The sequence below is a fragment of the Pseudonocardia thermophila genome (assembly GCF_900142365.1).
Taxonomy (GTDB): Bacteria; Actinomycetota; Actinomycetes; order Mycobacteriales; family Pseudonocardiaceae; genus Pseudonocardia; species Pseudonocardia thermophila.
Map to the genome: position 1 here is coordinate 303,667 of NZ_FRAP01000003.1, position 17,181 is coordinate 320,847.

Genomic DNA, 17,181 nt, shown 5'->3' on the forward strand with positions numbered 1-17,181 from the left:
GCTGAGGACGGGGGCGCCGCTCGCGTTCGCGGGAATCAGCTCTGCACGTAGCAGTTCGGCGACCACAGCACCGCGCCGTCGCCGTTGTAGAGGACGACGTTGCGGTCGTCCTGGATGACGAGGCGAGCGTTCTGGCCCGAGGTGTTGGACGCCCACCGCACGCTGCCGTCCGGCTTGTACAGCACCAGGTTGCCGTCCTCCTGGACGTCGAGGCGAGCGCCCGGAGCGTCGTGGATGCCCAGGTCCCACTCGGCGCCGTGCGCACCACCGACGGCGAGGTTGCCGTCGGGGAGGACGCCGAAGGTGTACTTCCCGTTCTGGGAGGTGATGCGCTGGTCGCCGGACAGGCTGCCCGGGGCGTGGATCGTGTCGCCCATAGGTTCTCCCCTCATTCCGGCCGGCGCTGACCGAGTCCTTCGTGGACCCGACCGTCCGGCGAGGCCGAAGAATAGGGGGACCGCGGTGCCGCCCGCGCAGCGGGATCATCACCCGATCGCGGCCGATCGGCCACGCTCCGCTGCGGGCGTCGGTGGCTGCGGTTCAGCCTCCGCAGCCGCACGCGCCGCCGCAGCACCCGCCTCCGGACGGAGCCTTGGCGAGTCCGCCCACGGCGACGGTGGACAGCAGGCGAACCGTGTCGGAGTGCCCGGCGGGGCAGTCGGCGGGCTCCCCGGACCGGCTCATCGGCCGGTCGACCTCGAACGTCTGCGCACACTCGCGGCAGCGGAACTCGTAGCGCGGCACGAGCCGAGGATAACTCCGGTCACGCGGACGCGACTGATGTCCGGTGCCGGCCCGCCGCGCTGGACGGGTGTCGGTCGCCGGTGGTGGGCCGGATGGTGCCGGAGAGCCACATCGTTGATCGCGCCCGGCTCCTGCGTCGCAGAGCGCGGCGGTCACCTCCCGGTAGGGCGCGGTGGGGCGCAGTCGGCGCGCGGAGCCCGGGCCGTGGAGGTGGATCACGTCTCAGGAGCTTCGGTCACGCAGATCCGCTGGCAGGGATCTGGCCGACCTGCAGCTCCACCCCTCAGCTGCTGCTGTCTCGCAGCAGCAGCAGGCTCCGCGGCGGCAGGGTGATCGTGCAGCCGCCGGGCAGCGGACGGGTCGAGACCGGCACCCCGGCGGCGCGCGTGGTGTCCAGCTCCGGCGTGTACGGCCCGGAGTCCGGCAGCGTGCACGCGATCGCGTCCGCCCCGGCGTGCATCAGCAGCAGCCACTGTTCGCGCTGCAGCCCCAGGGTGTGCAGGTAGCCGTCGTGCCAGTCGTACCCGGCCAGCGGGCGGCCGGCGGGATGCCACCACAGCACCTCGCCGTCGCGGTAGAACCGGTCGCGCTGCAGCGCGGCGGAGCACCGGCGGATCGCCGCGACCCGCTCGGCGAACGCGGTCATGGCGCGGGTGGTCTCGTCCTCTGCCCAGTCGATCCAGGACGTCTCGTCGTCGAGGCAGTAGGCGTTGTTGTTGCCGCGCTGGGTGCGCCAGCGCTCGTCGCCGGCCAGGATCATCGGGGTCCCGGTGGCCAGTAGCAGCGTTGCGTACAGCGCCCGGGCGGTGGCCTCCCGCCGCGCCCGCACCCCCGGCGGGGCCGGGTCGCCTTCGACACCGAAGTTCTGCGAGCGGTTGTCGTCGGTGCCGTCGCGGTTGTCCTCGCCGTTGGCCTCGTTGTGCTTGCGCTCGTACGAGACGAGATCGCGCAGCGTGAACCCGTCGTGCGCGGTCACGAAGTTGATCGACGCCCACGGTCGCCGGCCGGAGAGCGCGTACAGGTCGGAGCTGCCGGTGAGCCGGGACGCCACCTCGCCGATGCCGCCGTGCCCGCGCCAGAAGTCGCGGACGGCGTCGCGGAAGCGGCCGTTCCACTCCGACCACGCCACCCCGAACCCGCCGACGCGGTAGCCCTCGCCGGTGGCGTCCCACGGCTCGGCGATCAGCTTCACCGTCGACAGGATCGGGTCGACGGCGATGGCGGTGAGCAGCGTCGAGTTCGGGTCGAACGGGCCCGCGTGCGGCCGGCCGAGCACGCTCGCGAGGTCGACGCGGAACCCGTCGACGCCGAAGACGGTCACCCAGTGCCGCAGCGCGTCGCACACCAGCCGCACGACGGTCGGCGAGCCGGAGTCGAGGGTGTTGCCGGTGCCGGTGATGTCGGCGTCGTGGCCGTTGCCGCCGAGCGTGTAGTACGCGGGGGCGTCCAGGCCGCGGTAGCACAGGGTGGTGCCGCCGACGCCGCCCTCGGCGGTGTGGTTGGGCACGACGTCGAGGATCACCTCGATGCCCGCGTCGTGCAGCGCCGCCACCATCGCCTTGAACTCGGTGATCTCGTTGCCGGGCACGCTCGCGTACCGCGGGGTGGGCGCGAGGAAGGCCAGCGTCGAGTAGCCCCAGTAGTTCGTGGCGCCCCGGGCCAGCAGCGGTGGCTCGTCGGCCATCGCCATGACCGGCAGCAGCTCGACGGCGGTGACGCCGATCCGCTTGAGGTGGCCGATCACCGCGGGATGGGCCAGGCCCAGGTAGGTGCCGCGGTGCTCGGGCGGCACGGCCGGGTGCAGCTTCGTCGCACCCTTCACGTGCAGCTCGGCGATCACGGTCTTCGACCACGGGATGTGCGGGCGCGCCGTGGTGGCCGGCTCGTCGGGCGGCGTGATCACCGACAGCGGCACGTGGCCCAGCGAGTCGATCTCGCTGCGCACCCCCGACATCGGGTCGTGCAGCCAGCCCCGCGCGGCTTCCAGGTTCGTCACCGAGCCGGTGATCTGCCGGGCGTACGGGTCGAGGAGGATCTTCGCCGGGTTGGCCCGCACCCCGTCCCACGGCCGGTACGGGCCGTGCACGCGGTAGCCGTAGCGCTGGCCGGGCCGTACGCCCGGGATGTGGCCGTGCCAGACACCGAACGTCTGCTCGGTGAGGGTGAAGCGGCGCTCGGTCAGCGCGTCGTCCGGGCCGTCGACCAAGCAGACCTCGACGAGCTCCGCGCTGGTGGACGCGACGGCGAACCGCACCCCGTCGGCATCGACATGGGCACCCAACGGGAAGACCGGCACGATCGGACAGGATAGGCACGTGGAGATCAGCACCGAGATCAGCGCCGTGGAGCCCGACCTGACCGATCTCGTCGTCCGCATGGACGGTGTGACGGTGCGCCGCGGTGGCGCGGTGCTCGTGCACGACGTCGACTGGGCCGTCGAGCTGGACGAACGCTGGGTGGTGCTCGGTCCCAACGGCGCCGGCAAGACCACGCTGCTGCGGCTGGCCGCCGCGGAGCTGCACCCCACCTCCGGGACGGTGGACGTGCTGGGCGAACGGCTGGGCCGGGTGAACGTCTTCGAGCTGCGCACCCGCATCGGGCTGTGCACGGGCGCGCTGGCCGACCGGGTGCCCGGCGACGAGAAGGTGCTCGACGTCGTGCTCAGCGCCGGGTACGGGGTGCTGGGCCGGTGGCGGGAGGAGTACGAGGACGCCGACACCTCCCGCGCGGAGCACCTGCTCGACGCGCTGGGCGTGCGGCACCTGGCCGATCGCGAGTTCCGCACGCTCTCCGACGGCGAACGCAAGCGCACCATGATCGCCCGCGCGCTGATGACCGACCCGGAGCTGCTGCTGCTCGACGAGCCCGCGGCCGGGCTGGACCTCGGCGGCCGCGAGGACCTGGTGGGCCGGCTCGCCGCGTTGGCCGCCGATCCGGACGCGCCCGCGTCGGTGCTGGTCACCCACCACGTCGAGGAGATCCCGGTCGGCTACACGCACGGCATCCTGCTGCGCGAGGGCGGCGTGGTCGCGGCGGGCCTGCTCGACGACGTCCTCACCGACGAGAACCTGTCGGCCACGTTCGGCCTGCCGCTGGCCGTGCAGCGCCGCCGCGGGCGCTACACGGCCTGGCTCAAGTAGCCCTAGGTTTGCCCGGGTGACGAGCTTCGTGCTGGTGCCGGGAGCCGGCGGGCAGGCGTGGTACTGGCACCGCGTCGTGCCGCTGCTCGAGGAGCGCGGCCACACGGCGGTCCCCGTCGAGCTGCCGGCCACCGACGACACGGCCGGCCTCGCCGAGTACGCCGACACGATCGTCGCCGCCTCTCCGCAGGGTGAGGTCGTCGTGGTCGCGCACTCGATGGGCGGGCTGTCCGCCCCGCTCGTGGTCGACCGGCTGGACGTCCGCGAGTTCGTGCTGGTCAACGCCATGACTCCGGGCCCGGGCGAGACCGGTGGCGAGTGGTGGGACGCGGTCGGGCAGGAGCAGGCGGCGCGTGAGTTCGCCCACGCCCAGGGCCGCGATCCGGACGCCCCCTTCGACGTGTGGGACGTCTTCTTCCACGACGTCCCGCCCGAGATCACCGCTGCGGCCAAGGCCATGCCGGAACCGGTGCAGTCCGACCGGCCCTTCGCCGACCCGTTTCCGCTGGCAGCGTGGCCGGACGTGCCGACGCGGTTCCTCGCCTCCCGCGACGACCGGCTGTTCCCCCTGAAGCTGCAGCGGCGGATCGTGCGCGAGCGGCTCGGCATCGAGGTGGAGGAGATCCCCGGCGGGCACCTCGTGGCGCTCTCCGAGCCCGTCGCGCTGGTCGAGCGGCTCCTCGATCGCGCCGGGTAGGGTCCGCTCCGTGACGGAGTTCGTGAAGCTCGAGGTCGACGGCGGCGTCGGCACGATCCGGCTGGACCGGCCCCCGATGAACGCCTTCAGCCGCCAGGTCCAGGAGGAGCTGAAGGCCTGCGCCGAGGAGGCCGCGCGCCGCGCCGACGTGCGCGCCGTGATCGTCCACGGCGGTGAGAAGGTCTTCGCCGCGGGTGCGGACGTCAAGGAGATGGCGAAGATGTCCTACGCCGAGATGGCGCCCGTGGCGCGGCGTCTGTCGGCGTGCTTCGGCGCGATGTCCGAGATCCCCAAGCCGACGGTCGCCGCGATCACCGGGTACGCCCTGGGCGGCGGCCTGGAGGTCGCCCTCGGCTGCGATCGGCGCGTCTGCGGCGACAACGCCAAGCTCGGCCAGCCGGAGATCCTGCTCGGCATCATCCCGGGCGGCGGCGGCACGCAGCGGCTCGCGCGGCTGATCGGCCCGTCCCGCGCGAAGGACCTGATCTACACCGGGCGCATGGTCTCCGCCGAGGAGGCGCTGGCGATCGGGCTCGTCGACGAGGTCGTCGCCCCCGACGAGGTCTACGCGGCGGCGCGCCGCTGGGCCGAGCAGTTCGTCAACGGCCCGGCGATGGCGCTGGCCGCGGCGAAGAAGGCCATCGACGGCGGGCTCGACACCGATCTGCGCACCGGGCTCGACCTGGAGTCCGAGCTGTTCGCGGCGCTGTTCGCCACCGAGGACGGCCGCGGCGGCATGGCCAGCTTCGTCGAGAACGGTCCGGGCAAAGCCACGTTCGTCGGCCGCTGACTCCAGCCCCTCAGGTCAGGCGAACAGCTCGGCGCTCGGCAGCGCGAAGCCGGGCCGCAGCCCGGACGTGAGCGTGTCGCCCGGCCCCACCTCGACGGCGTCGTCCAGCGACCCGCCGGTGCGGTAGACCAGGACCGTGCCGGCGGGCGCGTCGACCAGCCGCCGCTCGCCCACGTCGGAAGCCCGGTGCACGTCGCGCTTGCGGCCGATGTCGGGCAGCCACGTGGTGGGTGACCGCGCGTCGACGGCGGGATCCGGTGGGCCGTCGTGCCGAGAACCCTCTGTGGGTGCGCCGCCCAGCAGACGTCGGGCTCGTCGACGTTGCCGGGGACCGGACCCGGTCGCCGCCCCGGCCGGCCCCGCCGCTCTCCCCTGATGAGGCGGTCCACAGCCGCAGGGCGACGTCGGTGTTCCCGCAGATCCGCTCGTGCCGGAACGTCGCGGCTCCACGTGGACCACCCCGTCGACCACCTCCGAGCCGATCAGGTGGTCCTGCGCGAGGAGCTCCTCGGCGGAGATCCGCGGGTGCTGCGCCTGCACCGCCATCGCTGTCACGGGCGACAGGGTGGCCGGTGCCACCGACTGTTCTGACATGCTTGCTACCCATGAGTAGCGCCGAGGACCCGGCCCCCGACCCGCACGCCACCGCGGAGCAGGTGGAGGCCGCGCGCCACGACCGCAAGCTGGCCAACGTCCTCTACCACGACTGGGAGGCCCAGTCGTACGACGACAAGTGGTCGATCAGCTACGACGAGCGCTGCATCTCCTACGCGGCCGAGCGGTTCCGCTACATCGCGGGCGACCGCGAGTGGCCCTACGAGCGGGCGCTGGAGCTGGGCTGCGGCACCGGGTTCTTCCTGCTCAACCTCATGCAGGCCGGGCTGGCCCGCACCGGCGCGGTCACCGATCTGTCGCCCGGCATGGTCCAGGTGGCGCTGCGCAACGCTGAGCGCCTCGGTCTCGACGTCGACGGCCGGGTCGCCGACGCCGAGCGCATCCCGTTCGACGACGACACGTTCGACGTGGTCGTCGGGCACGCGGTGCTGCACCACATCCCCGACGTCGAGCAGGCGCTGCGCGAGGTGCTGCGCGTGCTCAAGCCCGGCGGCCGGTTCGTGTTCGCCGGCGAGCCGACGAAGATCGGCGACTGGTACGCCCGCCGCCTCGGCGCGCTCACCTGGAAGGCCACCACCACCGTGACCCGGCTGCCGCTGCTGAACGACTGGCGGCGCCCGCAGCAGGAGCTGGACGAGTCGTCGCGGGCGGCGGCGCTGGAGGCGCTCGTCGACATCCACGTGTTCGATCCCGCCGACCTGGAGCGCTGCGCGACCCGCGCCGGGGCGGCCGGGGTGCGCGTGGCCACCGAGGAGTTCACCGCGGCCGTGTTCGGCTGGCCGGTGCGGACCTTCGAAGCCGCGGTGCCGCCGGGGAAGCTGGGCTGGGGCTGGGCGATGTTCGCCTACCGCAGCTGGCTGCGGCTGTCCCGGCTCGACCGGGCGCTCTCCCGGGTCGTGCCGCGGGCCTGGTTCTACAACGCGCTCGTCACCGGCACGAAGCCGGTTCCGTAGTCGTACCGATGCCGTGTGCGGCTGTCGTCGTCGACGATTCCGGCCATGCGTCTGACCTGCACCGGTAGGGTGACGCCGGTACCGCGGGGGTGAACGACGATGACCGCTCGGACGACGCAGCGTCCGGTCTGGCCGGCGCGCGCCGCCACGACGACCATGATCGGCGCCGCGGAGGCCGATCTGGGCCGGCCGCTGGAGCCGTTGTGGCGCGGGTTCCTCGTCTACCGCGTGCTCACCCTCATCGGCTCGGTCGTCGTCGTGCTGATCCGGCTCGACCAGTACGCGCAACCCGTCGTGGCCGCGGTCGTGTGCGCGGTCATGGTCGTCTGGACGGGCGTGTCCGGCCTCGCCTACCTGGGCGCAGTGCCGGGCCGCAGGCTGACGCAGCGGCGTGGGTGGGTGGCGCTCGTCGACGTCGCAGTCACGGCCGCGGTCATGGCCACCACGCCGTGGGTGCAGACGCAGGCCCAGCTGGAGTCCGACGCGCCGGTCATGGGGTCGTTCTGGACCTCGTCCGTGGTGCTGGCGTGCGCGCTGGCCTACGGGATCCGGGGCGGGCTCGGGTCCGCCGTCGTGGTCTCGGCGGTGCTGGTCCTGACCCAGGCGCAGATCGAGAACGAGATCGGCGACGTCGAGCTGCTCGTCGTGGTCGGCGTGACCGTCGGGTACGCGGCCACGGTGCTGCAGCGCTCGGCGAAGCGGGTGCGCGAGGCGGCCGCGGTCGAGGCGGCCGCCGCGGAACGGGAGCGGCTGGCCCGCGCCGTGCACGACGGGGTCCTGCAGGTGCTGGGCTACGTCAAGCGGCGCGCCGCCGAGCTCGACGGCCCCGCCCGCGAGCTGGGCGTGCTGGCCGGCGAGCAGGAGATCGCGCTGCGGACGCTGCTGGTGACCGGGCCGTCGTCGGTGGACGCGAACGGCGACCGCGATCTCGCCGCTGCGCTGCGCCTGCTGGCCACCGAGCGGGTGAGCGTGTCGGCGCCCGCCGATCCGGTGCTGCTGCCCGCGCACACCGTCGACGAGCTGGTGGCGGTGGTGAGCGCAGCGCTGGCGAACGTCGCCGTGCACGTCGGACCGGACGCCCCGGCGTGGGTGTTCCTGGAGGAGACCGGCACCGGGATCGAGATCAGCGTCCGCGACGAGGGCCCGGGCATCCCCGACGGGCGGCTGGCGGCCGCCGAGGCGGAGAGCCGGATGGGGGTGGCCCGGTCGATGACGGGCCGCGTCCTCGACCTCGGGGGCGCCATCAGGTGCGAGACCGGCCCCGGCATCGGCGCCGAATGGATCATCACACTGCCGCGGAGAGGACAGCGCTGAGCATGCCGACGAACGACGCGGGCGACGACGTCGAGATCACCGTGATGGTCGTCGACGACCACCCCATCTGGCGGGAGGGCGTGGCCCGGGACCTCACCGAGCGCGGGCTGACGGTGGTCGCGACCGCGCCCGACGCGGACGCCGCGGTGCGGATCGCGCACGCCACCCGGCCGACGGTCGTGCTGATGGACCTCAACCTCGGCGCGAAGTCCGGGGTGACGGCGATCGAGGGCATCCTCGAACGGCACCCGGACACCCGGATCCTCGTGCTGTCGGCCAGCGGCGAGCACGCCGACGTGCTGGAGGCGGTGAAGGCGGGCGCCACCGGCTACCTGGTGAAGTCGGCGAGCGTCGAGGAGCTGGTGGCCGCGGTCCGGCGCACCGCCGCCGGGCAGCCGGTGTTCACCCCGGGCCTGGCCGGCCTGGTGCTGGGCGAGTACCGGCGGCTGGCCGACGAGCCGGCACCCCGCGACGGATCCCCTGCGGTGCCCGCGCTGACCGAGCGCGAGACGGAGGTGCTGCGGCTGGTGGCGAAGGGCCTCACCGCGAAGCAGATCGGTGACCGGCTGGTCGTCTCGCACCGCACCGTCGAGAGCCACGTGCAGAACACCCTGCGCAAACTGCAGCTGCACAACCGGGCCCAGCTCGTGCGCTACGCGATCGAGCAGGGGATCGCCGATTGATCTCCGTCGTGGCGGTCTGCGCCGCCCGCTCCGGGGCCGCGACCGCGCTCGCGGCGTCCGATCTGGACGTGGTGCTGCGCACGACCGATGTCGGCGAGGCCGCCGGCGTCGCGGTGGCCGCGGACGTCGCCGTCCTGGACATGGCGACACCCGGGATCGACGCGCTCGGCGCGATCGAGCTGCTCGCCGCGGCTCCCGTGCTCTCGGTGGCGGGCAGCGCGGAGCACGCTGCGGTGCTCGCGGCGGTCCGGGCCGGGGCCGCCGGCTACCTCGTGGGCCCGGTGGGGATGCTGCGGCTCGCCGACGCGATCCGCCGCGTCGTGGCCGGGGAGCCCGTCTACAGCCCGGGGCTGGCCGAGCTGGTGCTCACCGAGCACGGGCGGGCGGAGACGGCGGTGGAGCGGCTCACCGAGCGCGAGGCCGAGGTGCTGCGGCTCGTCGTCGAGGGGCTCACCGGTAAGCAGATCGCCGCGCAGCTGGTGCTCTCGCCGCGCACCGTCGAGAACCACGTGCAGAACACCCTGCGCAAACTCGGGCTGCCCAACCGGGCCGCGCTCGTCCGGTACGCCATCGAGCACGGACTGGCCTGATCGGGCAGCGGGTGAGGCGGTCGGCCCGGCCGGACCGGGAGGCCGGTGAGCGGGCCGCGCACGGCAGATCCCCCCGGGGGCGTCGCTGCAGACGCCGGCTCGCCGGGGCCCTGATCTAGGCTGCCGCCCATGACGACGATGTGGGGCGCGTCGCTGTGGAGCCGGTACCGGCGCAGGCGCCGGGACCCGCAGCAGGCCCGGTTCCTGACCCTCGCGTCGTTGCGCTGGGTGATCCGCAACCGCGCCTACACCCCGTGGTACCTGGTGCGCTACTGGCGGCTGCTGAAGTTCCGCCTGGCCAACCCGCACGTCGTCCTGCGCGGCATGGTGTTCCTCGGCAAGGACGTCGAGCTGCACGCCCGGCCCGGGTACGGGCGGCTGGAGATCGGCCGCTGGGTGCACATCGGCGACGGCAACGCCATCCGCTGCCACGAGGGATCGCTGCGGATCGGCGACAAGGTCGTGTTCGGCAAGGACAACACCGTCAACTGCTACCTGGACGTCGAGATCGGCGCGGCGACGATCGTGGCCGACTGGGTCTACATCACCGACTTCGACCACCGCACCTCCGACATCACCATCCCGATCAAGGACCAGGGCATCGTCAAGACCCCGGTCCGCATCGGCCCGGACTGCTGGATCGGCACCAAGGTGAGCGTCCTGCGCGGCACCCGCATCGGCCGCGGCAGCGTCTTGGGCGCCCACGCGGTGGTGCGCGGCGACATCCCGGAGTACTCGATCGCGGTCGGCGTCCCCGCCCGGGTGGTGCGCAACCGCAGGGTCGACTACGAGGCGGCGGCCGAACAGCGCGCGGCCCTGGCCGACATCGCTCGCAAGCAGGCGGCGGCGGTGCAGGCGCGGTTGGAGCGAGCCCAGTCGATCGAGGCCTGACGCCCGAACGGCGATCTCACGGCCCCGGATGCAGGACGAGCCGGCCGGAACGCGGAACTCATCGAACCGAACGCAGGACTCGCGGGCCGAAACGCAGGACTCGCTGATCCGTTTCGGGAGACTCGCCTGACGGAATATGGGACCCGCGCGACCGAACGCACGACTCGCGGGCCTTCAGCCCGGGCTCGCAGTGGCCGAGGCCGAACGCCCTGACTCGACCGCACGTGAGCGCACACCCCGGCTGGTGACCACTGCGGCGGTCGACACAACGGCGCGCTCGCCCGCAATCGAACAGAGTGACGGTCCGCACACATCGTGTACGGAGAGTGTGAATTGCGTCCCGGCTGGGATCAAAAAGGTGGCTTCAACCGTCATGTCGGGTGCATGGTTTGCGTGGGGGAGGAACTGGACCGATGAAGGACGACACCGTACGCCGCCTCGAGGCGCTTGTTCTGGAGATCGACGAGGTCGAGGAGTTGCCCGAGTACTCCTGCGAGGAGCAGGAGCCGGTCGGCGGGCGCACCGCCGCCTGACCCGATCCTCGTCCGGCATCCGCGCCGTCACTCGAGCCCGAACACGTTCCCCGTCGGGATCTTGGGGCGGGGCAGCTCCTGCGGCCCGCCGATGGGCGCGGCCGCGTAGACCTGCGCGGTGGCCGCGGCGATGCGGGCCCAGTCGAAGTCGGTCGCGAGTCGTTCGCGAGCGGCGCCGGCCCGCTCTGCCGCGGCTGCCGGGTCGTCGAGCACGGTCCGCACGGCCCGCACGATCCCGGTCACGTCACCCGGTTCGAACGACAGCCCGGTTCGCCCGTCCTCCACGAGCTCGCCGAGACCACCCGCGGTCGAGGTGACGAGCGGCGCACCGGCTGCGGCGGCTTCCAGCGCGACGATCCCGAACGGCTCGTACCGGCTCGGCAGCACCACGGCGTCGGCCGCGGCGACGGCGGCGGGCAGCTCCCCGTCGGGCAGGTGCCCGAGGAACGCCACGCTGCGCAGCACCCGGTGCCGCCGGGCGGTTTCCCGCAGCATGTCCGTCGCGGTGCCGGTGCCGGCGATCGCGAGCCGGGTGCCCGGGTGGCTGCGGCGGATCCGGGGCAGCGCGGCGATGAGGTCCTGGACGCCCTTCTCGTACTCGAGGCGGCCGAAGTAGAGCAGCAGCGGTGCCCCGTCCGGCGCGAGTCGCTCCCGGGTGGCCGCGACGCGCCGGGCGGGCACCCGCCAGTCCTGCGGTGTGATCCCGTTGTGCAGCACGCGCACCTTCGCGGGATCGACGTCGAACAGTTCCACTGCCTCGTCGCGCATCGCGGCCGAGCAGGTGATGACCGCGTCGGCGCGGCGGGCGAGCCACCACTCGACGGAGTGCACCTGCCGTGACAGCGGTGACGAGAGCCACCCGGCGTGCCGGCCGGCTTCGGTGGCGTGCACGGTGGCGACGAGCGGGACGCCGAGCGCGTCGGCGAGCGTGATGGCGGCGTGCGCGACGAGCCAGTCGTGGGCGTGCACGACGTCGGGGCGCCAGTCGCCGAGCCGGGTCAGCGCGGCGCGCAGCTGGGCGTGCCCCATGGCGAGGGTCCACGCGACGAGATCGCGCTCGAACTCCAGGTGTGCGGGGTCCTCGGCGACCGCCAGCACGCGCACCCCGTCGACGACGCGGTCGGTGGTGGGGTGGGTCTCGGCGTCGGTACCGGAGGGCTGCCGGCCGATGACGACGACGTCGTGGCCTGCGGCGGCGAGGTGGACGGCCAGCGCGTGCACGTGCCGGCCCAGTCCGCCGACGACGACCGGGGGGTACTCCCACGACAACATCAGCACCCGCATCAGCACAACTTACCCGCGGTAGCTCGCGACCACCGGATCAGGCGCGGACGAGCGCCCGCGCATCGACGTGCCCGAACGGTGCGGGTGGCCAGCCGGCGACGAGCCGGACCGCCTCCGCCCGTCGACCCTGCCGCAGCAGCTCGGCCAGCTCGGTGACGTGCGCTGCGTGCCCGTGCGCACGGCGACGGGCGTAGTCCGCCGCGGAGTCCTTGCTGACCATGAAGGCCCAGTCGCTGGAGAGCGCGAGCAGCGCCTCCTCGGCCAGCCGGTTCGCGAGCTGGTCGGGGGTGGGCGCGTCGGCGACGGTCTGAACGAGGGTCTTCTGCACCTGGCCGTTCAGCTCGACGAGGTCGCTGACCTGCTCGCCGGCCCACACCCGCCAGTCCTTGCCCGACCCCCACGACGAAGCGGGCAGCTCCACCGGCTCGCCGACGAACCCGGCGGCCTCGGCCCCGCGCAGCGTCGTGAGCCGCACCCCGGCGTCGGGCAGCGCCCGCAGCACCGTCTCCAGCCACGCCGGGCCCTCGTGCCACCAGTGCCCGAACAGCTCGGTGTCGAACGCGGCGACGACGAGCGCGGGGCGGCCGTGGCGGGCGTGCAGGGCGAGCAGGCGGGCGCGCACGACGTCGACGAACGCGGCGGCGTCGCGGGCGACGGCCGCGGCCGCGCGCTGCGGGTCGTAGAGCCGCTTGTCGTGCGGCGCGACGTGCCTGCCGGTGACCCGCGCCGGTTTGAGCCCGGACGGGTGGTCGTAGGTGTGGAAGTCGCGGTAGTCGCGCCCGCCCGGGTAGCCGGACTTCGGCGACCACACCTGGTAGGTCACCTCCAGGTCGCGCCCGAATGCCAGCACACCGGAGTCGCCGACCGGCCGAGCGAGCGCCGTGTCGCCGTGCAGCGCCGGGCCGTCGACGAGGAACCGGCGCACGCCCGCGGTGGCGTAGCCGCGCTCCATGCCGGGGGCGTAGCCGCACTCGGGCGCCCAGATGCCGGCCGGGCGGTGGCCGAGCCGGAGTGCGGTGTCGGCCAGCCCGCCGGCCAGCGCCCACGCGCGCACCTCGGGCAGCAGCAGCGGCCCGAACGGGTGGGTGAGCGGCCCACCGAGCAGCTCGACGACGCCCGCGTCGACCAGCGGCCGGAGCACGGCCGAGGCGCCGTGCCGCCAGCGGGCCTCGAACCGCTCCAGTGCCCGGGCAGCGGCCCGGTGTTCCCGCGCGGCCAGCTCGGGCAGCCGCGGCACGGCGCCGTGGGCGCGCAGCTGCCAGTTCCCGAGCCAGTGGTGCATGCCGCGCAGGCAGTGCGGATCGTCGAGCTGGGCGGCGAGCACCGGGGTGACCCCGAGGGTGAGCACGTCGCGGCGGCCCTCGGCGGCCAGCCGTTCCAGCAGGTCGACGACGGGCAGGTAGGAGTGCGCCCAGCTCTGGTAGAGCCACTCCTCACCGACCGGCCAGCGCCCGTGGTGGGCGAGCCACGGCAGGTGGCTGTGCAGGACGAGCGCGAACGCGCCGGGGACCGCCGTCACGGGCGCACCGCCGTCACCAGCAGATCGAGGCTCGCCTCGAGGTCGCCGGTGGTGAGTTCGAAGTCGGCGCACGTCACCGCCGCGACGTCGGCGAGCAGCCGCGGCGGCCACGTGCCGTCCCCCAGCGCGACCCGGACCTGCGCGTCGATGATCGAGCCGCCGTGGGCGGCGTCGAGCGCGCGCAGCCGCGGCCCGTGGTGCAGCCCGCGCAGCTCGATGTGCGCGAACCCCGCGCCGGCGACCAGCTCGGCGAGCTCGGCCGGGGCCAGCTCGCGGGTGTGGAACGGGTTGAGCGGGGTGTCGCGGCCGGGGGAGAACGTGATCCGGTTCGGGGTGGACACCATCAGCCGCCCGCCCGGTGCGAGCGCCCGGAAGCACTCGCGGAGGAACCGCTCCTGCTCCCACAGGTGCTCGATCACCTGCAGCGACACCACCGCGTCGACCGCGCCCGCTGCCAGCGGCAGCGCCACCAGGTTGGCGCGCAGCACGTCGAGCCGCGGGTACCGGGTCCGCACGTGCGCGACGGTGAGCGCGTCGTAGTCCACGGCCAGCACGCGGCGGGCCACCCCGGCGAGCAGGTCGGCGCCGTAGCCCTCGCCGCACCCGGCCTCCAGCACCACGAGATCGCGGCACGCCGGCACCAGCGCGCGGTAGACGACCTGGTGGCGGCGGAACCAGTAGTTCTCCTCCGGGATCCCCGGGATCGTCCGCTCGCCGGTGAGCGGTAGGTCGGCCACGTGCTCTGCCGAGGGGTGGGAACTCACGGTTGTACGGTCTCAGAACCCGGCCCGTGGACGTGACGCCGGTGCGTCGCGCACGTCGATCGGGCCACGCCCGGCCGCCGACGAGGAACGCCGGTCCCGTCTCGGGCGGGGTCGGCCCGATTTCTGCGGGAACGACCGGAAACGGGGATCGTCATCTGCGTGGCGACCGTAACGACCACGGTAACGGGGCGCTCCTAGGTTTTCTCGGGAAATGCGCTGAGCAGTCCCGCGGTGGGCGATCACAGCGCACGATCACACAGCGGTGGTCCTGAGAGAGGGGCGCTCGGTGAAAGCGCGCGCAGTGATGCTGCTGGGTCCTCGCGAGGTCGGAATACGGAACCTTCCGGTGCCGGACGAGATCGGCCCCGACGAAGCGATCCTCGAGGTAGAGGCCTGCGGGATGTGCGGTACCGACCACGAGCAGTACGTGGCTCCGTACTCGCAGTTCGGCGACGCGCCGATCGCTTATCCGTACATCCCCGGGCACGAGATGGTGGGCCGCCTGGTGCGGCTCGGCGTCGAGTTCGCGCGCCGCTGGGGTGCCGTCGAGGGCCAGCGGGTCGCGGTGGACCCCAAGGTGCCCTGCCGGCGGTGCGGCGACTGCACCTCCGGGCAGTGGCTCAACTGCACCCGGGGACCGACCTCGTACGGGTTCACCCCGGCCGCCGAGGGATCAGGGCTGCACGGCGGGTTCGCCGACTACATGGTGCTGCGGCCGGGCACCCAGATCTACCCGCTGCCGGAGCACCTCACGCCGCAGGACGCGGTGATGTTCAACCCGCTCGGCTCCGGCTTCGACTGGGCGTGCCGGGTCGGCGGGGTCGGCGTCGGCGACACGATCGTGATCATCGGCCCCGGGCAGCGCGGGCTGTGCTCTGTCCTGGCTGCCGCCGCGGCCGGTGCCTCGCGCATCGTCGTCGCCGGTCGCGGCCGGCACCCGTGGAAGCTCGAGATGGCCCGCGATCTGGGCGCCACGCACGTCGTCGACACCGACGAAACGGATCTGGCGACCGCGGTCACCGACATCACGAACGGCGATCTCGCCGATGTCGTCATCGATACCGCACCCGCCACCACCGACACGATCATGTCCGCCCTCGACTGCGCCCGCCCGGAAGGAACGATCGTTCTGGCCGCTCTCAAGAATCCGGGCGGCGATCTCGCTGCGGCCGTCACGAAAATCGCGAAGCGGAATCTCGTCGTGCGCGGTGTGCGGAGTGTGAGCGAATGGGCGAAGCGACACGCGATCGCCGCTCTCGCCGACGGCCGCATCTCCGTCGAACGCATGCACACGCACGTCGCCGATCTCGAGGAGTACGAGCACCTGGTCCGGGTGCAGGGCGGTGAGGTACCGGGGGAGCAGGCCATGCACGTCACGGTGACGGCCGCCGCCGGCGCCGTCGCCGCGAGCGCCTTCCGGCCGGTCCCGGCGCAGGCGGGGAGGGCATGACGATGCGACGGACGACCCGGGCGGCGATCGCGGTCTGCACGGCCCTCGGCGCGGCACTGGCCGGCGGATGCGCCGGCAGCACGCCGGGCGGTGCGGCGACCAGCACCGAGACGATGGAGCCGATCACCATCACGGTGTCGGACCTGGCGAACGAGCACCACTCGACCGCCGTCGGCCTGCGGGCGTGGGCCGACGAGGTCACCGCGCGCACCGGCGGGAAGGTGCGGTTCGAGTACTTCTGGAGCGGTTCGCTCGCCCCCGGCAACGAGGCGCTGGACGCGCTCGGCGGCGGCCTCGCCCAGCTGGGCGGGGTGATCCCGGACTACTTCGACCAGGAGCTGCCGACCGCTCAGTGGTTCACCGGCTTGCTGGGCGTGCTCAGCCCGGCCAGCCCGCACGGGTTCCTGCAGGGCTCGCTGGCCGCCGACGAGTTCTTCAAGCAGCCAGCGGTGGAGGCGGAGTTCGCCGAGCACAACCTCAAGGTCGTGAGCGCGGCGGTGACCGAGCCGTACAGCCTGCTGTGCACCAAGCCGTCCGAGACGCTCGCCCAGACCACCGGGCTGCGGGCGCGCACCGCCGGCGCGACCCGCAACGCCGAGCTCGCCGCGCTCGGGCTGACGGCGGTGAACCTGCCGCCCGACGACGTCTACGACGGCATGCAGCGCGGTGTCATCGACTGCACGGTGGCCGCGAAGTCGCTGATGTCCACCTACGGGTTGTGGGAGGTCGCCCCGTACTTCACACCGGTCGGCATCACCCCGGCGCTGCGGGTCAACGCGATGAACCTCGACGTCTGGAACGCACTGCCGCCCGACGTCCAGAAGGTCATGATGGACGCGGTCCCGACCTACATCGCCGGGATCGTGCGTGCCGAGCTCGACGCCTACGCGAAGCTGTTCGGCCCGGACGGTCCGGCCGCGAAGGTGCACCTGCAGAACCCGGCCGAGCTGGGTGAGCACGTGCGGCGCGCGCAGGCCGAGCGCCTGACCGGCCTGGCCGCCCACGCGCCCGCCACCATCGCGGACCCCGCTGACGAGGTCCGCCGGTTCCGCGAATCGGCCGCGGCGTGGCTCGCCGTCGTGCTGGACGACATGGGGGTCCCCGAGCCGCGGCTCGACACCCCGGAGGCGATCAGGGCGTCGTTCGTCGAGGGTGCCGCGTTCGACCTGGACCGGTGGGTCGAGCTCGTCCGCGCGAAGCGCGGCGGGAGCTAG

The 17,181-nt window shown here is 73.4% G+C and carries 17 protein-coding genes; 10 read left to right on the forward strand and 7 right to left on the reverse strand.

Annotated elements, in window-relative coordinates; genetic code table 11:
• Nucleotides 1–35: 35 nt before the first annotated feature.
• The 3 genes from BUE41_RS05895 to glgX all read right to left on the reverse strand — a co-directional run bounded on the left by BUE41_RS05895 (nucleotide 36) and on the right by glgX (nucleotide 3,040).
• Nucleotides 36–377 carry a hypothetical protein gene (locus BUE41_RS05895; RefSeq protein WP_073455815.1) on the reverse strand — a complete coding sequence of 114 codons (342 nt, stop codon included), beginning with the start codon at nucleotides 375–377 and terminating at the stop codon, nucleotides 36–38.
• 163 nt (nucleotides 378–540) lie between these two features.
• Nucleotides 541–744 (reverse strand): zinc ribbon domain-containing protein, encoded by a 204-nt coding sequence (locus BUE41_RS05900; protein WP_073455816.1) that lies wholly within the window; start codon nucleotides 742–744, stop codon nucleotides 541–543.
• A 283-nt stretch (nucleotides 745–1,027) separates the two neighbouring features.
• Nucleotides 1,028–3,040: a glycogen debranching protein GlgX gene (gene glgX, locus BUE41_RS05905; RefSeq protein WP_234997000.1), complete on the reverse strand. Its 2,013-nt coding sequence runs from the start codon at nucleotides 3,038–3,040 to the stop codon at nucleotides 1,028–1,030.
• A gap of 79 nt (nucleotides 3,041–3,119) precedes the next feature.
• Here glgX and BUE41_RS05910 point away from each other — a divergent pair, with 79 nt between their 5' ends.
• The 3 genes from BUE41_RS05910 to BUE41_RS05920 are packed head-to-tail and all read left to right on the forward strand — an operon-like array spanning nucleotide 3,120 to nucleotide 5,371.
• Nucleotides 3,120–3,884: an ABC transporter ATP-binding protein gene (locus tag BUE41_RS05910; protein ID WP_073455951.1), complete on the forward strand. Its 765-nt coding sequence runs from the start codon at nucleotides 3,120–3,122 to the stop codon at nucleotides 3,882–3,884.
• Nucleotides 3,885–3,900: 16 nt separating this feature from the next.
• On the forward strand, nucleotides 3,901–4,581 hold the full coding sequence (locus BUE41_RS05915; protein WP_073455818.1) for an alpha/beta fold hydrolase: 681 nt from the start codon (nucleotides 3,901–3,903) through the stop codon (nucleotides 4,579–4,581).
• 10 nt (nucleotides 4,582–4,591) lie between these two features.
• On the forward strand, nucleotides 4,592–5,371 hold the full coding sequence (locus tag BUE41_RS05920) for an enoyl-CoA hydratase/isomerase family protein (protein WP_073455819.1): 780 nt from the start codon (nucleotides 4,592–4,594) through the stop codon (nucleotides 5,369–5,371).
• A gap of 15 nt (nucleotides 5,372–5,386) precedes the next feature.
• Here BUE41_RS05920 and BUE41_RS30035 read toward each other — a convergent pair whose 3' ends face one another.
• Entirely contained in the window at nucleotides 5,387–5,926 is a 540-nt protein-coding gene (locus tag BUE41_RS30035; protein ID WP_143171986.1) for a PDDEXK family nuclease, read from the reverse strand.
• 50 nt (nucleotides 5,927–5,976) lie between these two features.
• On the opposite strand from BUE41_RS30035, the gene BUE41_RS05925 reads away from it, so the two are divergent.
• From BUE41_RS05925 to BUE41_RS05945, 5 genes are all read left to right on the forward strand, one after another.
• On the forward strand, nucleotides 5,977–6,939 hold the full coding sequence (locus BUE41_RS05925) for a class I SAM-dependent methyltransferase (protein ID WP_073455820.1): 963 nt from the start codon (nucleotides 5,977–5,979) through the stop codon (nucleotides 6,937–6,939).
• A gap of 99 nt (nucleotides 6,940–7,038) precedes the next feature.
• The gene (macS, locus tag BUE41_RS05930) at nucleotides 7,039–8,253 is read left to right on the forward strand and encodes a MacS family sensor histidine kinase (RefSeq protein ID WP_143171987.1); all 1,215 of its coding nucleotides are present in this window, start codon (nucleotides 7,039–7,041) and stop codon (nucleotides 8,251–8,253) included.
• Nucleotides 8,254–8,255: 2 nt separating this feature from the next.
• Nucleotides 8,256–8,936, forward strand: coding sequence for a response regulator (locus tag BUE41_RS05935; protein ID WP_073455821.1), 681 nt, complete (start codon nucleotides 8,256–8,258; stop codon nucleotides 8,934–8,936).
• Nucleotides 8,933–9,526 carry a response regulator transcription factor gene (locus BUE41_RS05940; RefSeq protein ID WP_073455822.1) on the forward strand — a complete coding sequence of 198 codons (594 nt, stop codon included), beginning with the start codon at nucleotides 8,933–8,935 and terminating at the stop codon, nucleotides 9,524–9,526. The genes BUE41_RS05935 and BUE41_RS05940 overlap by 4 nt, the downstream gene beginning before the upstream one ends.
• A gap of 129 nt (nucleotides 9,527–9,655) precedes the next feature.
• Nucleotides 9,656–10,417: an acyltransferase gene (locus BUE41_RS05945; RefSeq protein ID WP_073455823.1), complete on the forward strand. Its 762-nt coding sequence runs from the start codon at nucleotides 9,656–9,658 to the stop codon at nucleotides 10,415–10,417.
• A 560-nt stretch (nucleotides 10,418–10,977) separates the two neighbouring features.
• Here the strand turns inward: BUE41_RS05945 and BUE41_RS05950 are convergent.
• The 3 genes from BUE41_RS05950 to BUE41_RS05960 are packed head-to-tail and all read right to left on the reverse strand — an operon-like array spanning nucleotide 10,978 to nucleotide 14,517.
• On the reverse strand, nucleotides 10,978–12,234 hold the full coding sequence (locus BUE41_RS05950) for a glycosyltransferase family 4 protein (RefSeq protein WP_073455953.1): 1,257 nt from the start codon (nucleotides 12,232–12,234) through the stop codon (nucleotides 10,978–10,980).
• A gap of 37 nt (nucleotides 12,235–12,271) precedes the next feature.
• Entirely contained in the window at nucleotides 12,272–13,753 is a 1,482-nt protein-coding gene (locus BUE41_RS05955; protein WP_073455824.1) for a 1,4-alpha-glucan branching protein domain-containing protein, read from the reverse strand.
• A complete protein-coding gene (locus tag BUE41_RS05960; RefSeq protein ID WP_073455825.1) occupies nucleotides 13,750–14,517 on the reverse strand; it encodes a class I SAM-dependent methyltransferase in 768 nt (255 codons plus the stop codon). Before BUE41_RS05960 ends, BUE41_RS05955 begins: the two co-directional genes overlap by 4 nt.
• A gap of 346 nt (nucleotides 14,518–14,863) precedes the next feature.
• Here BUE41_RS05960 and BUE41_RS05965 point away from each other — a divergent pair, with 346 nt between their 5' ends.
• Entirely contained in the window at nucleotides 14,864–15,967 is a 1,104-nt protein-coding gene (locus tag BUE41_RS05965) for a zinc-dependent alcohol dehydrogenase (protein WP_073455826.1), read from the forward strand.
• A gap of 2 nt (nucleotides 15,968–15,969) precedes the next feature.
• On the forward strand, nucleotides 15,970–17,181 hold the full coding sequence (gene dctP, locus BUE41_RS05970) for a TRAP transporter substrate-binding protein DctP (RefSeq protein ID WP_073455827.1): 1,212 nt from the start codon (nucleotides 15,970–15,972) through the stop codon (nucleotides 17,179–17,181).

Bases quoted from the DNA above. Each gene is read 5' to 3' on its own strand.
- BUE41_RS05935 (WP_073455821.1), top strand. From the start codon at position 8,256: ATGCCGACGAACGACGCGGGCGACGACGTCGAGATCACCGTGATGGTC.
- BUE41_RS05910 (WP_073455951.1), top strand. From the start codon at position 3,120: ATGGACGGTGTGACGGTGCGCCGCGGTGGCGCGGTGCTCGTGCACGAC.
- macS (WP_143171987.1), top strand. From the start codon at position 7,039: ATGACCGCTCGGACGACGCAGCGTCCGGTCTGGCCGGCGCGCGCCGCC.
- dctP (WP_073455827.1), top strand. From the start codon at position 15,970: ATGCGACGGACGACCCGGGCGGCGATCGCGGTCTGCACGGCCCTCGGC.
- BUE41_RS05895 (WP_073455815.1), bottom strand. From the start codon at position 377: ATGGGCGACACGATCCACGCCCCGGGCAGCCTGTCCGGCGACCAGCGC.
- BUE41_RS05925 (WP_073455820.1), top strand. From the start codon at position 5,977: ATGAGTAGCGCCGAGGACCCGGCCCCCGACCCGCACGCCACCGCGGAG.
- BUE41_RS05950 (WP_073455953.1), bottom strand. From the start codon at position 12,234: ATGCGGGTGCTGATGTTGTCGTGGGAGTACCCCCCGGTCGTCGTCGGC.
- BUE41_RS05945 (WP_073455823.1), top strand. From the start codon at position 9,656: ATGACGACGATGTGGGGCGCGTCGCTGTGGAGCCGGTACCGGCGCAGG.